This is a genomic window from Devosia sp. BK, from assembly GCF_032907385.1.
Taxonomy (GTDB): domain Bacteria; phylum Pseudomonadota; class Alphaproteobacteria; order Rhizobiales; family Devosiaceae; genus Devosia.
In genome coordinates, this window is record NZ_JAIMBX010000001.1 from 1,745,144 (window position 1) to 1,761,060 (window position 15,917).

General features: G+C 60.6%; 15 protein-coding genes. 7 read left to right on the forward strand and 8 right to left on the reverse strand.

The genetic code is table 11. The features are described 5' to 3' along the window. Window positions 1-13 precede the first annotated feature (13 nt). Both purF and DevBK_RS08565 read left to right on the forward strand, forming a co-directional pair. Entirely contained in the window at window positions 14-1,504 is a 1,491-nt protein-coding gene (gene purF, locus DevBK_RS08560) for an amidophosphoribosyltransferase (protein ID WP_317185123.1), read from the forward strand. Then, window positions 1,504-2,238: an SDR family NAD(P)-dependent oxidoreductase gene (locus tag DevBK_RS08565; protein WP_317185124.1), complete on the forward strand. Its 735-nt coding sequence runs from the start codon at window positions 1,504-1,506 to the stop codon at window positions 2,236-2,238. Before purF ends, DevBK_RS08565 begins: the two co-directional genes overlap by 1 nt. Before the next feature lie 55 nt (window positions 2,239-2,293). Here DevBK_RS08565 and DevBK_RS08570 read toward each other — a convergent pair whose 3' ends face one another. The 3 genes from DevBK_RS08570 to DevBK_RS08580 all read right to left on the reverse strand — a co-directional run bounded on the left by DevBK_RS08570 (window position 2,294) and on the right by DevBK_RS08580 (window position 6,118). Further along, window positions 2,294-3,586 (reverse strand): hemolysin family protein, encoded by a 1,293-nt coding sequence (locus tag DevBK_RS08570; protein ID WP_082461226.1) that lies wholly within the window; start codon window positions 3,584-3,586, stop codon window positions 2,294-2,296. A 172-nt stretch (window positions 3,587-3,758) separates the two neighbouring features. After that, entirely contained in the window at window positions 3,759-5,204 is a 1,446-nt protein-coding gene (gene der, locus DevBK_RS08575; protein WP_061907172.1) for a ribosome biogenesis GTPase Der, read from the reverse strand. A gap of 23 nt (window positions 5,205-5,227) precedes the next feature. Continuing rightward, complete coding sequence (locus DevBK_RS08580; protein ID WP_317185125.1) at window positions 5,228-6,118, reverse strand: tetratricopeptide repeat protein; 891 nt, start codon at window positions 6,116-6,118, stop codon at window positions 5,228-5,230. A gap of 162 nt (window positions 6,119-6,280) precedes the next feature. Here DevBK_RS08580 and DevBK_RS08585 point away from each other — a divergent pair, with 162 nt between their 5' ends. Continuing rightward, window positions 6,281-7,543, forward strand: a complete 1,263-nt coding sequence (locus DevBK_RS08585) for an MFS transporter (protein WP_317185126.1) — start codon at window positions 6,281-6,283, stop codon at window positions 7,541-7,543. Here the strand turns inward: DevBK_RS08585 and DevBK_RS08590 are convergent. Then, the gene (locus tag DevBK_RS08590; RefSeq protein WP_317185127.1) at window positions 7,533-8,231 is read right to left on the reverse strand and encodes a hypothetical protein; all 699 of its coding nucleotides are present in this window, start codon (window positions 8,229-8,231) and stop codon (window positions 7,533-7,535) included. The genes DevBK_RS08585 and DevBK_RS08590 overlap by 11 nt on opposite strands. A 378-nt stretch (window positions 8,232-8,609) precedes the next feature. On the opposite strand from DevBK_RS08590, the gene DevBK_RS08595 reads away from it, so the two are divergent. The 3 genes from DevBK_RS08595 to DevBK_RS08605 all read left to right on the forward strand — a co-directional run bounded on the left by DevBK_RS08595 (window position 8,610) and on the right by DevBK_RS08605 (window position 10,684). Then, complete coding sequence (locus DevBK_RS08595; protein ID WP_317185128.1) at window positions 8,610-9,563, forward strand: helix-turn-helix transcriptional regulator; 954 nt, start codon at window positions 8,610-8,612, stop codon at window positions 9,561-9,563. Window positions 9,564-9,837: 274 nt separating this feature from the next. Further along, a complete protein-coding gene (locus tag DevBK_RS08600) occupies window positions 9,838-10,410 on the forward strand; it encodes a helix-turn-helix domain-containing protein (RefSeq protein ID WP_317185129.1) in 573 nt (190 codons plus the stop codon). Between the two features lie 82 nt (window positions 10,411-10,492). After that, window positions 10,493-10,684, forward strand: a complete 192-nt coding sequence (locus tag DevBK_RS08605; RefSeq protein ID WP_061907177.1) for a hypothetical protein — start codon at window positions 10,493-10,495, stop codon at window positions 10,682-10,684. Between the two features lie 39 nt (window positions 10,685-10,723). Here the strand turns inward: DevBK_RS08605 and guaA are convergent, their stop codons facing one another. Then, a complete protein-coding gene (guaA, locus tag DevBK_RS08610; RefSeq protein WP_317185130.1) occupies window positions 10,724-12,295 on the reverse strand; it encodes a glutamine-hydrolyzing GMP synthase in 1,572 nt (523 codons plus the stop codon). Between the two features lie 126 nt (window positions 12,296-12,421). On the opposite strand from guaA, the gene DevBK_RS08615 reads away from it, so the two are divergent. Then, on the forward strand, window positions 12,422-13,645 hold the full coding sequence (locus DevBK_RS08615; RefSeq protein ID WP_317185131.1) for an acyltransferase: 1,224 nt from the start codon (window positions 12,422-12,424) through the stop codon (window positions 13,643-13,645). On the opposite strand, the gene DevBK_RS08620 is transcribed toward DevBK_RS08615, so the two are convergent. The 3 genes from DevBK_RS08620 to DevBK_RS08630 all read right to left on the reverse strand — a co-directional run bounded on the left by DevBK_RS08620 (window position 13,638) and on the right by DevBK_RS08630 (window position 15,908). Then, window positions 13,638-14,120: a TspO/MBR family protein gene (locus DevBK_RS08620; protein WP_317185132.1), complete on the reverse strand. Its 483-nt coding sequence runs from the start codon at window positions 14,118-14,120 to the stop codon at window positions 13,638-13,640. The two genes, DevBK_RS08615 and DevBK_RS08620, sit on opposite strands and share 8 nt — an antisense overlap. A gap of 63 nt (window positions 14,121-14,183) precedes the next feature. Further along, window positions 14,184-15,470, reverse strand: coding sequence for an RsmB/NOP family class I SAM-dependent RNA methyltransferase (locus DevBK_RS08625; protein WP_317185133.1), 1,287 nt, complete (start codon window positions 15,468-15,470; stop codon window positions 14,184-14,186). Between the two features lie 3 nt (window positions 15,471-15,473). Next, window positions 15,474-15,908, reverse strand: a complete 435-nt coding sequence (locus tag DevBK_RS08630) for an MAPEG family protein (RefSeq protein ID WP_317185134.1) — start codon at window positions 15,906-15,908, stop codon at window positions 15,474-15,476. Between the last annotated feature and the right edge of the window lie 9 nt (window positions 15,909-15,917).

Below are 15,917 nucleotides of genomic sequence, written 5' to 3' on the forward strand. Positions count from 1 at the left end.
ATGGAGAAGTTCGGTGACCCACCCGAGCGACGACGATTTCGATCTTGAAAGCGACACGCTGCATGAAGAGTGCGGCGTGTTTGGCATTTTGGGGCATAGCGATGCTTCGACGCTGACGGCGCTGGGGCTTCACGCCCTGCAGCACCGCGGCCAGGAAGCGGCGGGGATCGTCAGCTTCGACGGGCGCCAGTTCTACCAGGAAAAGCGCATGGGTCTGGTGGGCGACCACTACACCGACCCGGCCGTGCTCGCCAAACTGCCTGGCACGATGTCCATCGGCCATACGCGCTATTCGACGACCGGCGAAGTGGCGCTGCGCAATGTACAGCCGCTGTTTGCCGAACTTGAAGTCGGCGGCATTGCGATTGCGCATAACGGCAATTTCACCAATGGCCTGACGCTGCGCAAGCAGATCATTGCGACCGGTGCCATCTGCCAATCGACCTCGGACACCGAAGTCGTGTTGCACCTGATCGCCCGCTCGCGGCACTCTTCGACCACCGACCGCTTCATCGACGCCATCCGGCAGATGGAAGGCGGCTATGCCATGGTGGCGCTGACGCGCACCAAGTTGATCGCGGCGCGCGACCCGGTGGGTATCCGTCCGCTGGTGATGGGCGAACTCGACGGCAAGCCGATCTTCTGCTCGGAAACCTGCGCCCTCGACATCATCGGCGCGAAATATATCCGCGACGTTGAAAATGGTGAAGTGATCATCTGCGAGATCCAACCAGACGGTTCGATCAGCATCGAAGAGCGGAAGCCAGCACGCAATACACCCGAGCGTCCCTGCCTCTTTGAATATGTGTACTTTGCCCGTCCTGACTCGGTTGTTTCGGGCCGCAGCGTCTATACGGCGCGCAAGCGCGCGGGCATGAACCTTGCTAAGGAAGCGCCTGTCGAGGCCGATGTGGTGGTGCCGGTGCCCGATGGCGGCACGCCGGCGGCAATCGGCTTTGCGCAGCAGAGCGGCATTCCGTTCGAGCTCGGGATTATCCGCAACCACTATGTGGGCCGCACCTTCATCGAGCCGACGCAGCAGATCCGCGCCTTTGGCGTGCGCCTGAAGCACTCGGCCAATCGTGCCGAGATTGCCGGCAAGCGCGTGGTGCTGATCGACGATTCCATCGTGCGCGGCACGACCTCGATCAAGATCGTGCAGATGATCCGTGATGCCGGCGCGACGGAAGTGCATATCCGCGTCGCGAGCCCGATGATTTTCCACTCCGACTATTACGGGATCGATACGCCGGACCCGGAAAAGCTGCTGGCCAACCAGTATCATGACATCGACGCCATGTGCCGGTACATCGGCGCGGATTCGCTGGCTTTTCTCACCATCGACGGCCTCTATGAAGCCGTGGGCGGGGAAAAGCGCAATGCGCAGGCGCCGCAATTTACCGATCATTATTTCACGGGCGATTACCCCACTATCCTGACCGATCTGCACGGTCATTCATCGAACAGTCCCAAGCAGGTCTCACTGCTCAAGGAAGCGGGTTAATGACTGAAAATACCGAACTGACCGGCAAGGTCGTGCTGGTCACCGGCGCTTCGCGTGGCATCGGCTACGCGGCAGCGCTCGAAGCTGCGAAGCGCGGCGCGCATGTGATCGCCGTTGCCCGCACCGTAGGCGGGCTCGAAGAACTCGACGATGCCATCCAGGAAGTCGGCGGCTCCTCGACCTTGGTGCCATTCGACCTGCGAGATGGCGACGCGATCGACCGCCTCGGCGCGGCAATATTCGAGCGCTGGGGGCATCTCGATGGGCTCATTGGCAATGCTGGCATGCTTGGGACACTGAGCCCGGTTGCGCATCTGAAGCCCGACGAATTCGAAAAGGTGATGGCGCTGAACGTCACCTCGAACTTCCGCCTGTTGCGCTCGCTCGATCTGCTGTTGCGCCAGGCGACCGCTGGCCGTGCGGTATTCGTCTCGTCGAGCGCGGCGCGGTCTGCCCGCCCCTTCTGGGGCCTCTATGCCGCGAGCAAGGCGGCACTCGACGCCATGGTCAAATCCTATGCCGGCGAGTTGAGCAATACCGAGGTCAAGACCAACATTTTCTATCCCGGCGCGGTGCGCACAGCGATGCGGGCCAAGGCGATGCCGGGAGAAGATCCCGAAACGCTGCCGCAGCCTGCAGACATCGCGCCAAAGCTGATCGACCTCTTGAGCGATCGCGTCACGGAGAATGGACGCGTGTTCAATGTCGCGACGGATATGTTCGAGGACATTTGAGGCCGATAGGTCCAGTAAAACAAAAAGGCCCCGGATCGCTCCGGGGCCTTTGTTTTTAGGCAGCTTCGACATCTGCCAATTTTGAGATCAGAACCTTATCGATGCGGCGACCATCGAGGTCGATGACCTCAAAATGCCAGCCATCGCGATCGAATGTCTCGCCCGTCGCGGGAAGATGGTTGAGGCAGGCAAGGATATAGCCGGCCACGGTTTCGTAGCGCGCATCCTTTGGGACGGTGATCTTGAACCGCTCCGAGAAGTCGTCGACCGGCATCCAGCCAGCGACCAACCACGAGCCATCCTGACGCTGCAAAATGGCGGGATCGTCGCCTGGCTCTTCGTTGTAGACGCCGGTGATCACTTCGAGCACATCGCCAAAGGTGACGATGCCTTCGAAGTGGCCGTATTCGTCGACAACCAGAACCATTTTCACCGGCGCCTGGCGGATCGCCTCGACCACGTCGAGAGCGTCGGCATGCTCCATAATCACTGGCAGCGATTTAACGAGCTTGCGCAGGTCCGGCTGCTGACCAGTAGCGAGAGCGGGAAGTAGATCGGCAAGCGCCAGAACGCCGAGGATGGAGTCGGCATTGCCTTCCTGAACCAGCACCTGGGAATGCGAGGTGTTGAGGATGATCTTGAGGTTTTCCTCAAAGCTGTCCTCGACATCGATCGAAACGACGTCCAGACGCGGGGTCATCAGGCCGCGTGCCGAGCGATCGGCAAGCCGCATGACGCCCGAGAGCATCGAGTGCTCTTCGGTTTCAAAGACGCCCGCACTGGTGGCTTCAGCGAGGATCGTTCGGACTTCTTCCTCGGTGACCTGCTCTTCGTTCTGACCACTCTGGCCGAGAAGACGCAGAACCAGCTTGCCCGAAACATCGAGCAGCCAGACGATGGGCGAACCGACTAGAGCGACGATCGCCATAGGCTGGGCCACGTAGGAAGCCACATTTTCCGGGTTACGCAGGGCGATCTGCTTGGGCACCAATTCGCCGAGAATCAGCGAACCATAGGTGATCAGGACAACGACGAGACCGACGCCGCCCACATCGGCGATATTGGCCGGCAAGCCGATCTCGGCCAGCCAGACGCTGAGGCGCGAGCCCAGCGTGGCGCCCGAAAAGGCACCCGACAAAATACCAACGAGGGTAATTCCGATCTGCACGGATGAAAGGAATTTGCCCGGATCTTCGGCAAGCCTGATGGCGGTGGCTGCACCTTTGTTCCCTTGATCGGCAAGGACTTTTAGACGCGCGGGACGGGAAGAGACGACGGCCAGTTCTGACATGGCCAAGGCGCCGTTCACGAGAATCAGAACGACGACGATGAGGATTTCTGTAAGCAACAAAGTGCAATGTTGACACGCCGCGACCAATGGCGGGGTGCTACGACGCGCCCACTATAGGGCAAGCCCCGGCAATGTGAATAGGCCAATGGACGCATTTGCTGGGAGGAATGTCTCCCCAGCGTGCGTGGGAGTGAGCCACGCAAAGCAAGAGGCGCGGTAAACCGGCGCCTCAGTCCTTATTGGCGTATGGGTTTTTACCGCCACGGAGCCAGAGGCGGATCGGGGTTCCGGGCATGTCGAAGGACTGGCGCAGACCGTTGATCAGGTAGCGCTGGTAGGACATCGGCACGACATCGGGGCGCGACGCGAAGACGATGAAGCTCGGCGGCCTCGTTTTCGCCTGCGTCATGTAGCGCATCTTGAGCCGGCGACCCGAGACGGCCGGAGGTGGATGGCTTTCAGTCATTGCGATGAGCCAGCGATTGAGCTTGGCGGTCGAAACGTGCGCATTCCAGGTGCGCTCGACATCGAAGACCGCCTGCATCAGCTTATCGATGTTGCGCCCGGTGAGGCCGGAGAGCGTCACAAGCGGAATACCGCGAAGCTGCGGCAGCAGACGTTCGCATTCCGCGCGGAGCTCCGCGAGCTTGGCGTTCTTGTCCTCGATCAGGTCCCACTTGTTGAGGGCAATGACCATGGAACGGCCTTCGCGCTCGACGAGATCGGCGAGCGCCAGATCCTGCTTTTCGAACGGAATGGTCGCGTCGAGCAGCAGGACGACGACTTCGGCATATTGGATGGAGCGAAGGCTATCGCCCACCGCCAACTTTTCGAGCTTTTCGGTGACGCGGGCACGGCGGCGAATACCGGCGGTATCAACGAGGTTGATGACGCGGCCTTCCCACTCCCAAGGCACAAGAATGGAATCGCGCGTGATGCCAGCCTCGGGGCCGACGAGCACACGATCTTCGCCAACCATCCGATTGACGAGCGTCGACTTGCCGGCATTGGGGCGGCCGACAATGGCGACGTTGAGATAGCGGCGCGGATTCCAGCGGAGGGTCGCTTCTTCGCCTTCGCCTTCCAGCATATCGGGCGTGATATCGACATCGACTTCGGGCAGTTCGTCGAGATCGCCGTCGAACTCACTCGCAGCCTCAGCGGCCTTCTTTTCTGCAGCGGTGTCGATGGCGGCCGAAACGATGGAATAGAGTTCGGAGAGCCCCAGGCCATGCTCGGCCGACAGGGCGATCGGTTCGCCGAAGCCGAGCTTGAAAGCTTCGACCAGGCCATGTTCGGCAGATTTGCTTTCGGCCTTATTACCGACGAGGTGCACGTCTTTGCCGGCCTTGCGCAGAACCTGGGCAAAGCGCTCGTCGAGCGGCACAACGCCGGCGCGCGCGTCGATCATGAACAGGATGACATCGGCGTCGCGGATGGCAAGCTCGGTCTGCTGGCGCATGCGGTCTTCGAGCGAGCCGTCCTTGACGTCCTCATAGCCTGCCGTATCGAGGACCTTGAAGGTCAGGTCAGCGATATGCCCTTCGGCTTCGCGACGGTCGCGGGTCACGCCGGGCGTGTCATCGACCAGCGCGATCTTGCGGCCGACAAGACGATTGAAAAGGGTCGACTTGCCGACATTGGGGCGGCCGACAATGGCTACGGTGACCGTCATGGCCGCTCCTCGATTGGTTCAGATTACTGCGTTGCAGGCGGCGTTGTCGTGCCGGCAGCAGGTGCCGTGGGCTCGGCGGCCGGCGTTTCGGCAGCGGGTGTGGTCGTTGCCGCGGGTGCGGCAGGGGTCGTAGTTTCCGAAGGCGAGGTTGCTTCGGCTGGAGCAGCATCGGCGGCTGGTGCCGTGATTTCGTCGCCCTGGATGATCGAATCGACCGCATCGGCTGCGGTGCTCACATCGGCAGGCGCCTCTGGAGCAATCGCGCCATTGGAGGTCATGGCTGCGAGATAGTAGGCAACGCGGTTGCGGATGCCGTCCTGGGCCAGCGGGTCGTTCAGCACGGCTTCAAAGCTGGCCTTGGCCGCTTCGTTGTCGCCGGCCTTGAACTGGGCGAGCCCGATCAGCTCGCGCGCAACGCGGCGCATCGGATTGTCGTCAGTTGCGATTGAGCCGACGCGGGTTTCAACATCGGCGAGTGTGCCAGTGTCGACGAGGATGCTGGCTGCCTGAAGCAATGCCAGTTCGCGCAGGCGCACATTGGACTGATCATTTGCGAGTGTATCGTAAGCGGCCACCGCGCCAGCACTATCGCCGCTCTTGGCGAGAAGCGAGGCTTTGGCGAATTCGGCAAGCACCGGATAGCCACCGCTGCCATTGGCAGCGAGCGTATCGAGCTCGGCCTGGGCCGCAGGCAGGTCATCCTTGTTGGCGCTATCGAGCGCGGCGTAAAGCTCCTGGGACGACTGGGCGGACTTGCTGTTGCTGTACCATGCCCAACCTTCGTTGACCGCCACGATGGCCACAATGGCCACGGCCGCGCCGATGACGAAAGGCGCAATGCGACGCCAAAGCGCGCGCATGCGATCGGAGCGGAGCTCCTCGTCAACTTCACGGAAAATATTGTCCTCGGCCATGGCGGTCTCTGGGTCTCACGCAATTTCGCGCGTGTTTAGCACGCTACCCCCGGAATGCAAATTGGATGGGCGTTTGACAGGCGGAAATCCGCGGATGAAGGCCACTTCTCATGTGCAATTAGGAGGATATAGGGTTGCGGCGGGTCGAAGGGGACGGCGTTCATGGCTTTGGCACAAGCCCAAAAGGCGGATTTCAGCTTGCCGGCATTGGTCTTTGCGCCGGCACTGAGCACCTTCAACCACAGCCTACTCCGCTCCGCGATGCTGGCGCTGCTGACTTTTCGCGGGCTGACCGCATTTGGCCTCGGCAATGAGGCGCTGATTGCCATCAGCACGGTTGTGATCGTTTTGCCCTATGTACTGCTGTCGCTACCGGCCGGACGGTTGGCCGACCGATACTCCAAGACCGCTCTGGTGCGGGCGATGATGGGTTTGGATGTGCTGATCGTTTCTGCTGGGGCGACTGGGTTTGCGACCGGGAACACCCTGCTGATTCTCGTTGTCTTACTGTTTGCCGGGATCCAGGCGGCCCTTCTGGGTCCGGCCAAGTTTGCCATATTGCCCGAATTGGCCGGTGAAAACCGGCTGCTTAACGCGAATGGGTGGATGAGCGCGACGGGCACAGTGGCCGTCATTTTAGGCCTGACGCTCGGTAGTTTTCTGGCTCTCGATGGTGCTGGAATTTGGCTGCTGCTTTTCTGTGCACCGGCGCTGGCCGCACTAGGTTGGTTTGCCAGTCAAAGAATTGATGAGGTCGGACCCAAGGCCTCTGCCCTGTCGCTCGCCACTGCGGCATTTGCAGGAGACTTCGTCGACAGCTTCAGGAAATTGCGCGCATCGACGTATCTCACTTGGCCGCTGATCGGGTCGTGCTGGTTTTGGTTTCAGGGAACAGCGCTGACAGCACTCTTGCCGATTTACGTGTCGGAGACAGGCGGGCCGGATCAAACGGCCTCGCTACTCTTCCTCGTTACGACCGTCGGTGTCGCCGTTGGGGCGCTGACGGCAAGCCAATTGATCCGTCGGTTCAATCCGACTGTTCTGATCGCCGGGATGCTGGCGGTGATTATTTTGCCGATGCTCGACCTGGCACTGTTGCCGCATGGCTGGGACTTATGGGGCATTGCGCGGGCGTCGATCGATTTGACGCTGACATCTGCAGGAGCCGGATTTTTCCTTGTGCCGCTGACGGCGGCAATCCAGCGCCTGACGCAAGCAGAAGAACGGGCACGATTTGTGGGCATCAGCCACACACTGAGCGGCTTTGCCATGTGCCTCGGCGGCGTCACCATTTTCGTCTATCCGATGACCGGACTATCGACGGGGCAGATGTTTCTGGCTTTGTCGGTGTCGACTGGATTGATCGGGGCGCTATCGTTGAGCGCCACGCTAATGCGTCGGGACGGGCACGTCTTTAGCGGTTGAAGGCTCGCTCGCAGGCGGAGTCGATGATGGCGAGTTTGGCGGCCTGGTAGCTGATGACCTCGTCGACAAATCCGGCTGAAACCCACATGGGCGACCCGCCCCGCTTGCCGCTCCAGCCCATGCTTCCCATAGTCTCGGCTTCACGCAACTTGCGGGTAAGATGGGTGCGCGAGATGTGAATCCAATCAGCGATCTCGGAAATCGAGGTGATGGACGTGATATAGGTCCGCTGGTCCGTGGATTGACCCGTGATGCAGGTAATCAACCAATCCATGACGATCCCGCCATTGTTGAACCAGGTGAAAAGCGAGACGGCGCCCTCCGGCTCCCGCATGCCTATGGCGGTCATGAAACTGGACGCCACCTCGATCTCAATCGCGGCGAAGGCCATGGGAACAGTTTTGAGGCTTTCCAACCGCAGACCGTTATCGATGGCATCCAGCGTGGTGAGGTGTGTCGAAAGCCAGCGATGCAGCATGTCTAGGGGTGCAGGCGAAACGATAAGCGGCTTTTCGCGCCGGTCATCGGGATTTTCGATGGCCATCGCATAGTGATAGTGCATCATTTCCTTGATGAAGGCGTCGGCAGTGTTGCGACTGGCGATGCCATATCGCTCCACTTCATCGAGAAACCGGGAAAGCGTCAGCCGAGGTGACGTTGCGCCGCCCTGCCTGAAGGCCAGAGCCATTGCGGCATGCGCGAGCAGCCATCTTTGCTGCGTTGCAAAGATTGAACTAATGCGCGGATTAAGATGAAAAGCACTAATCAGGGCACCTGACTGGCGCTGAATAAGCAGCAAAACTTCCGGGTGGCCAATTATGTCAGAAGAAGTCAGCGCCAACGCATTCACCCTCCTCCGACTTTGCAATGAAAGAAACGGTAAAGCACCGCGAGCGCTCGAATTTATGGCCGCTCCGGCGCCGACGTAATAATACTATTTAGTTCTTGCCGTACAGTATTACCCCCAAACAAAGTCAGCTTAGCTGACTATCTCAATCCAGAAATCTCCGGCAGCATTCGCGCACCAGTCATCCGGCTGCATGTGTGGACAGCAAGCAGGTTTCAAATGATAGGGTTTGCCACGGATAGTATTGCCCCCCAGGATCGCTTTGAGCACTGGCGCGAATTGCGCGCCAAACATGTGCTGGGCGTGACGCTCGAATTGCCGATCGAGCGGAGGCGCGCCTTTCAGGGTCGCTTTCGCTCCAGAACCGTAGGCAGTGCCACGGTGACATCCATTCGCGCCTCGGCCTATGTGGTCAAGCGCACCGAAAGCGATATTGCCCGTGTTGCGGGGAACAGCATCTGTATCGGTCACCAGATCGAGGGACCCGGGCATCTCGAGACCGCCGGGGGCGTCGAAAAGATCAACAAGGGCGACATGATCATTGGGTTCAGCGATGCGCCATTTGTCGCAACGCCGACTGGCGACAAGGCTTTTCACTACAGGATGACCCGCATTCCGCTGACGGCGGGATTGGCCATGGGCGCCGCCATCGACGACATGCAATCGGCGCGAGTGGACACCTCGTCCACGGCCGTTCGGCCCATGCACGCCCTATTCAAGGCCGTTCATGGGAGCGCCTTAGCGCCAAACATGGAGGATGCCGCGGGGACCGATCTCGGTCGACTTGCGCTGGCGGTCAGGGGCTTGCTGCCCATCGGCATTCCGGAAATTCGCAGGGCGATGCGGCATGGCCTTTATCATGCGGCGCTCGACATGATGGATGCCAACAAGAGCGAGCCTGGCCTGACGCCAGATAAGGTCGCAGGAAGCATCGGCATTTCACGGCGGCAATTGTTCACGGTCTTCGAAGAGGCGGAAACGAGCTTTGCCAAAACGCTTTCCGTCATGCGCATTCGCGCGGCGCGGCAGTGGCTTCTTGAGAGGCCAACGGCGCCGGTGATCGACATCGCCTTCGGCTGCGGCTTTGAAAGTGTCGCGACCTTTTATCGGGTGTTCAGCAAAGCTTACGGCATGTCGCCCAGTGACCTGCGTCATAGCGAGCACATTGGCTGACCCTAACTGGGTGTACCCAATAATGGTCGGGACATTGCCCGCCGCCTGCACGCAATGAGAAGACTTACCGCATCGATCGCCTGATTATGACAGCCAACACCACCGTGCTTATGGGAATGCACGGTGGTGGACAGCGTCATTGGAGGTTGCATTGGGCCAGGGACAGGGCACCGAGACCGCCGAACAACGGACCGCCGCGGAGAGGCGGGTTCGGCAAGATAGCGAACTTTTCGGGTCATATGGCAAGCGGCCGCGCTTCTTCGGAAGACAGGGCATGCCGCCAAAAAAGGAAACGGATATCGACCAACCTGCGTTCGGGCGGCGGGTGCAGCCGCCGAAGTCGCAGATTTCCCTACAGAAAGAGCGGCTTCGCGGCCTCTATGCCGAGCTGTGGATGGTCTTTTCCGATCCAGCCTATACCCAGAATGGGGTGCCGATCCAATATCAGGATGGTGAGACGCCGGTCATAAGGCTTGGCGATCAGGCAGTAATTTCGGTCGATGCGCAGACAGGTGCGTTCGTCTTCCGCAATGAAGACGGCACGGGATCGAGCGACACGATCACGACCTCGGATATCGACCGGCTGATGGATTTTCTCGTCGCGCATCTGACACGGATGGAAGGGACGCCGCAGGGCGGGCTCGCCCATGTCGAAAAGAGCGTGGGGCGCTCGATTGAAGATGTCGAGCGCGTCTTGATCCTCTCGACGCTTCGGCACTGCCAGGGCAATCGCACCATGACGGCGCGCATGCTGGGCATTTCGCTGCGTACTCTGCGAAACAAGCTGCACGCCTATTGGGCAAGCCTGATCGCCGAGGGTCAACGGTCGCCAGATGCCCTGACCTGAGCTTTTGCACGCAACGAAAAGACGGTGTCACGTTCGCGTGGCGCCGTCAGTTCCATAACAAGGCACAATCCGGGGGGATGACATGGCCTGGTTTTATATCAAGCTGCCGCGCGGAACGCTGAAGGTGAAACCGCGATCGCAAATGCGCACGCTCGAACTGGCGCGCCACGTGCCAGTGCTCGACCTTGGCTTCTTCGTGATGAGTTGGTGGAGCGACGCGATGATGCGGGAAGATGACCGGCATCGACCAGCAATAGAAAAAAGGGGCCGATAGCGGCCCCTTTTATTGAATGTGAACGGCGTTTAGCCGACGTCATTCCCACTCGATCGTGCCGGGCGGCTTGCTCGTGACGTCATATACGACACGGTTGATGCCGCGGACTTCGTTGATGATGCGGGTGGCAGTCTTTCCGAGGAAGTTCATGTCGAACTGGTAGAAATCTGCGGTCATGCCATCGACCGAGGTCACCGCGCGGAGGGCGCAGACGAATTCGTAGGTGCGGCCATCGCCCATGACCCCGACGGTCTGGACCGGAAGCAGCACGGCAAAGGCCTGCCAGATCTTGTCGTATTGGCCGGACTTGCGAATTTCGTCGAGATAGATGGCGTCGGCCTGGCGGAGGATATCAAGCTTTTCGGGCGTGATACCGCCGGGGCAACGGATGGCAAGGCCCGGACCGGGGAATGGATGGCGGCCGATGAAGTTATCCGGAATGCCGAGTTCGCGGCCGAGAACGCGGACTTCGTCCTTGAACAGCTCGCGCAGGGGCTCGACGAGCTGCATGTTCATGCGCTCGGGGAGACCGCCGACGTTGTGGTGGCTCTTGATGGTGACCGAGGGACCGCCGGTGAAAGAGACGCTCTCGATAACGTCGGGATAAAGCGTGCCCTGGGCGAGGAATTGCGCGCCGCCGAGCTTCTTGGCTTCGGCTTCGAATACCTCGATGAAGAGGCGGCCGATGATCTTGCGCTTGGTTTCCGGGTCGGACTGGCCGTCGAGTTCTTCGAGGAAGACCTTTGAGGCATCCACGTGGACCAGCGGGATATTGTACTGGTCGCGGAACATTGTGAGGACCTGTTCCGTCTCGTTCAACCGCATCAGGCCGTGATCGACATAGATGCAGGTGAGCTGATCGCCGATGGCTTCATGGATCAACACGGCTGCAACGGAGGAATCAACGCCGCCGGAGAGGCCGCAGATGACCTTGCCGGTGCCGACCTGGGCGCGGATCTTTTCGACCATTTTCTGGCGATAGGCGGACATGGTCCAGGTCGACTGGATGCCGCAGATCTTGTGGACGAAATTGGCGTAAAGCTTGCCGCCATCGGGGGTATGAACCACTTCAGGGTGGAACTGCACGGCCCAGATGCGGCGCGCTTCGTTGGCGATCATGGCGAAGGGCGCGTTGGGCGAGGTGCCGACGACCTCAAAGCCTTCGGGAATCTGCGTGACGCGATCGCCGTGGCTCATCCAGACCTGGTGGTCTGTGCCGAGATCCCAGACGCCGGCATAGAGTTCGCTCGGCTTTTCGATGGTGACCTGAGCGCGGCCGAATTCGCGATGGTGACCGGCTTCAACCTTGCCGCCCAGAGCCATGCAGAGCGCCTGCTGGCCATAGCAGATGCCGAAGATCGGCACATTCGCATCGAAAATCGCCGGATCGATGGTCGGAGCGTTTTCATCCAGCGTCGAAGCGGGGCCGCCTGAGAGCACGATACCCTTGGGTTTCAGCGCTGCGACGGCTGCGGCTGCGGCCTGAAATGGATGGATTTCGCAATAGACGCCAGTTTCGCGAATACGGCGTGCGATGAGCTGGGTCACCTGAGAGCCGAAGTCGACGATCAGGATGGAATCTTGAGCGGAAGCGGGATCTGGGAGCTGCATGGCGAGGCTTTAGCCGCAGTGCGCGGTTTTCGCAAGCGCTGCCACTGCAAGGCCGGAATGTTGCATCACAAAGGCACGATCTGCCATTTGGTGCGTTGGGACGAGGAATCGCGTGGGTAAACACACATGAACCAAGACAACCGCCTGCTGGGCGCCGACTTTTTGCGGGCAACGGCATGCATGGGCGTGCTGCTGCATCACCTCGCGTTCCGCATGGACATGAACTCCGTGCCCGACGCGATCCAGCCGGTGCTGCGGTTTCTGGTCTATGGCAGCTTTGGTGTGTCGGTGTTCTTTGTCCTTAGCGGCTTTCTGCTGGCGCGGCCATTTTGGCTGGCGCTCGATGCAGGCAAACCGATGCCGTCAATGCGCACCTATGCGCTGCGGCGGCTGGCGCGGATCGTGCCTGGGTTCTGGCTAGCGCTCATTGTCAGCCTTTGCCTCGACCTGATGCTGGGCGGCAAGGTTTTGGATGGCGAACGGATCATTCGGTTTGTCGCTGGTCTCTTGCTGGTCAGCGATTGGCATTGGGTGACGCTCTTTCCAGTCGACAATAATGGGCCGCTTTGGTCAATCGGATTCGAAGTGACGGCCTATCTGTTGCTGCCGCTTGGAATGGCGGCTTTGTTTGCTGCAAAGGCGCGGGATTGGCCGGCGCGGCTGCTTTGGATTGGCGTCATCGCCGTCGTACTGCTCGTTCATTGGATGGCGGTGCAATGGGCGCCGATCGACGAGGTGGAACGCGGCTGGAATCACGGCCTTGTCGGTGGCGCCAAGGCCTGGATGCCGCGATTTAATCCGATCGGTTTTTTTGCTATTTTCGCGTTTGGTGGCCTCGCTGCGGGCGTGCAGGTGCTGGTGCAGCGCCATAAGGGCATCGCCATGGATGTGATTGGTGGCCTCGCCGTATTGGCGACGGCGGTCATTCTCGCGGTCAATATCGGTGGACTATCGGAAGGGTTCGGCTGGCTTGGTATCCCCTATGCCTTTCCGATCATGCCGATCGCGGTGGGTGTAGCCCTGATCGCCCTGCCCTCTTCGGTCTATCTCGGGCGGTGGCTCGACATTGCACCTCTGCGCTTCATCGCCAAGATTTCCTTCGGCATCTATGTCTGGCATTTCCTGATCATGTGGCTGATCGAAAAGCTGGTGCCGGGCGCGTTCGACACGTCGGGGGACACCGGCTGGGCTACATGGCTGCAGACGAGCGGGATCGTGATTGCCGTGACCTTTGTCGTGGCAACGCTGAGCTTTTATCTGCTGGAGCAGCCAGCGGTGCGTTGGGCGCGGAAGCTGGAGCAACCCGGCAGGCGCGATGAGGCGCCGGCCGGGATCAAGACGGCTAGTTGAGAATGCCGATCGAGAGATTGAGAAGGCTCGCGAAGCTCACCCAAGCCAGATAGGGCAGGAACAGCGAGGCCGCGAGACGATCGCGCTTCCAGATGATCAGGATGAAGCCAACGATCGTGAGCCAAAGCAGCACGATGATGGCGAAGGCCGGCCAGATCATCTGGCCGATGAACCAGACCGGCGACCAAGCCCAGTTGAGCACCATCTGGGCGTACCAAAGCTTCATCGGCGTGCCGGTCGGGTTGTCCATGAACATGCGCCAACCGGAAATGGCGATCAGCACATAGAGGGTGAACCACACCGGCCCAAAGATCCAATTGGGTGGATTGAAGGGCGGTTTGGTGAGGGATTCGTACCAGGTGCCGGGAATGGACTGGGTGCCGATCAGCGCGCCGACGCCGACAACGACGAGAATAAAGGCGCCGAGGACAAGCCATGACCGCGGCGTCTGGTGGTGGGTGGTGGTGGCTGACATGAGCCTGCCCCTTGTTCGTGGATAACTGATCCTAGAACGTAGGGAAGTTCGCCGTGGTTCACTTCACGCCTTGCGTAGCAGGTGGCAATAAAAGCCATCCGTCCCGGTTCGGTGCGGAGTGAGAAGGACGCCGCCAGCGGGGGTCGCAAGACCAGACGGGATATCGGTGATGAAGACGCTGCGCCATGCGGCAGCAATGTCGACCGATTTGAGTTCTGGATGCGCGGAGAGAAGCGCTGCGACCTGATCGTCGTTCTCTTCGGGGAGGATCGAGCAGGTGATGTAGACGAGCGTGCCGCCGGGCTTGAGGTAGCGCGTAGCCTCTTCAAGGATCGCGGCTTGGTCAGCCTGGCGCTGGGCGAGAAGTGCGGGCGTCAGCTTCCATTTCGTGTCCGGGCGGCGACGCCAGGTGCCCGTGCCGGTACACGGAGCATCGACAACGACGCGGTCCATCTTGCCGGCGAGGTCATCGAGAGCGCCTTGCTCTGGAGCACGGACCTGAGCATTGCGGACACCGTTGCGCTTGAGCCGATCATAAATGGGCGCGAGGCGATTGCGATCGCTGTCATAGGCAAAGATCTGGCCCTTATTGCCCATGGCCGAAGCGAGTCCGAGGGTCTTGCCCCCGGCCCCGGCACAGAGATCGAGCACCTGATCGCCGGGCTGGGCGCCGGCAAGGGCCGAAACCATCTGGCTGCCCTGATCCTGCACTTCGAACCAGCCTTTTTGGTAGCCCTCGTCGGTCGTGACATTGGGTGTGCGCGCATCGCCGGGGCCAGCCGGCATGGTGAGGCCAAGAAGGGCGTATTGGGTTTGCTGGGGCGAAAAACGAGCGAGCGACTTGGCGACCTTTTCCGGCGTCGCCTTGAGGGCATTGACGCGAAGGTCGAGCGACGGACGGCCGGCCATCGCTTGGCCCTCGGCGGCAAGGTCGGTGCCGAAAGCGCGCTTGAGAGAGGAGGCAAGCCATTCGGGGAAATCGGCCTGAACGATATCAGGCGCGGCTTCGACCTCGGCATGTGCGCCGGCCTGTTCGAGCGGGGTCAGCGCCGCGGGGGCGTGGCTGTCATCGGCGAACATGGCGGCGAGGGTATCGGGCGTTTCGCCCCAATGGCGGAGGACGGCGGCAAGCACCAGAGCGCGCGGCTCGTGGCTGCCCATCGCGAAAGCATACGAGGCGCGGCGCCGCAAAGCGTCATAGACGAGATTGCCGATGGCCGCACGATCGCCGGCGCCGGCAAAGCGATTGTTGAGGCCCCAGGCCTTCAGCGCCTCCGAGACGGGGCGCTTGCGGGCTTCGACATCGGAAAGGACGTCGATGGCGGCGGCGATACGGCCGGGAAGGCGCATAGGTCAGATACTCGGGACGAGAAGAATTTTACCCACGAGCCATAGCCAGAAGAGCACCAGCACCGCAAGACCGGCCGAATAGACCATGAAGCGATGGAGCACATGATTGCTGGTGATGTGGATGGCGGCATGAACATAGCGCAGGACGACGAAAGCCCAGGCAAAGAGCACTTCAACCCAGCCAACGAAGCCGATCTGTAGCGCGAGAAGCGCGGCGACGAAGAAGAGAATGGGGAGCTGGAACTGATTGTCGAAATTGTTCGACAGCAGCCTGGCGCGCAGCGGATAGGCCGAACGCTCGACGGCAATGTCGGCCATCGGGATTTCGCCGCTTATCACGCGTGGCACGCGCTCGCGACCCATCATGACGAGGATGGCGACCGCAAGGAGAACCTGGGCGGCCATGGCGAGGACGAGGAGTTTTTCGGTAAGGGGCATGGCAGGGTC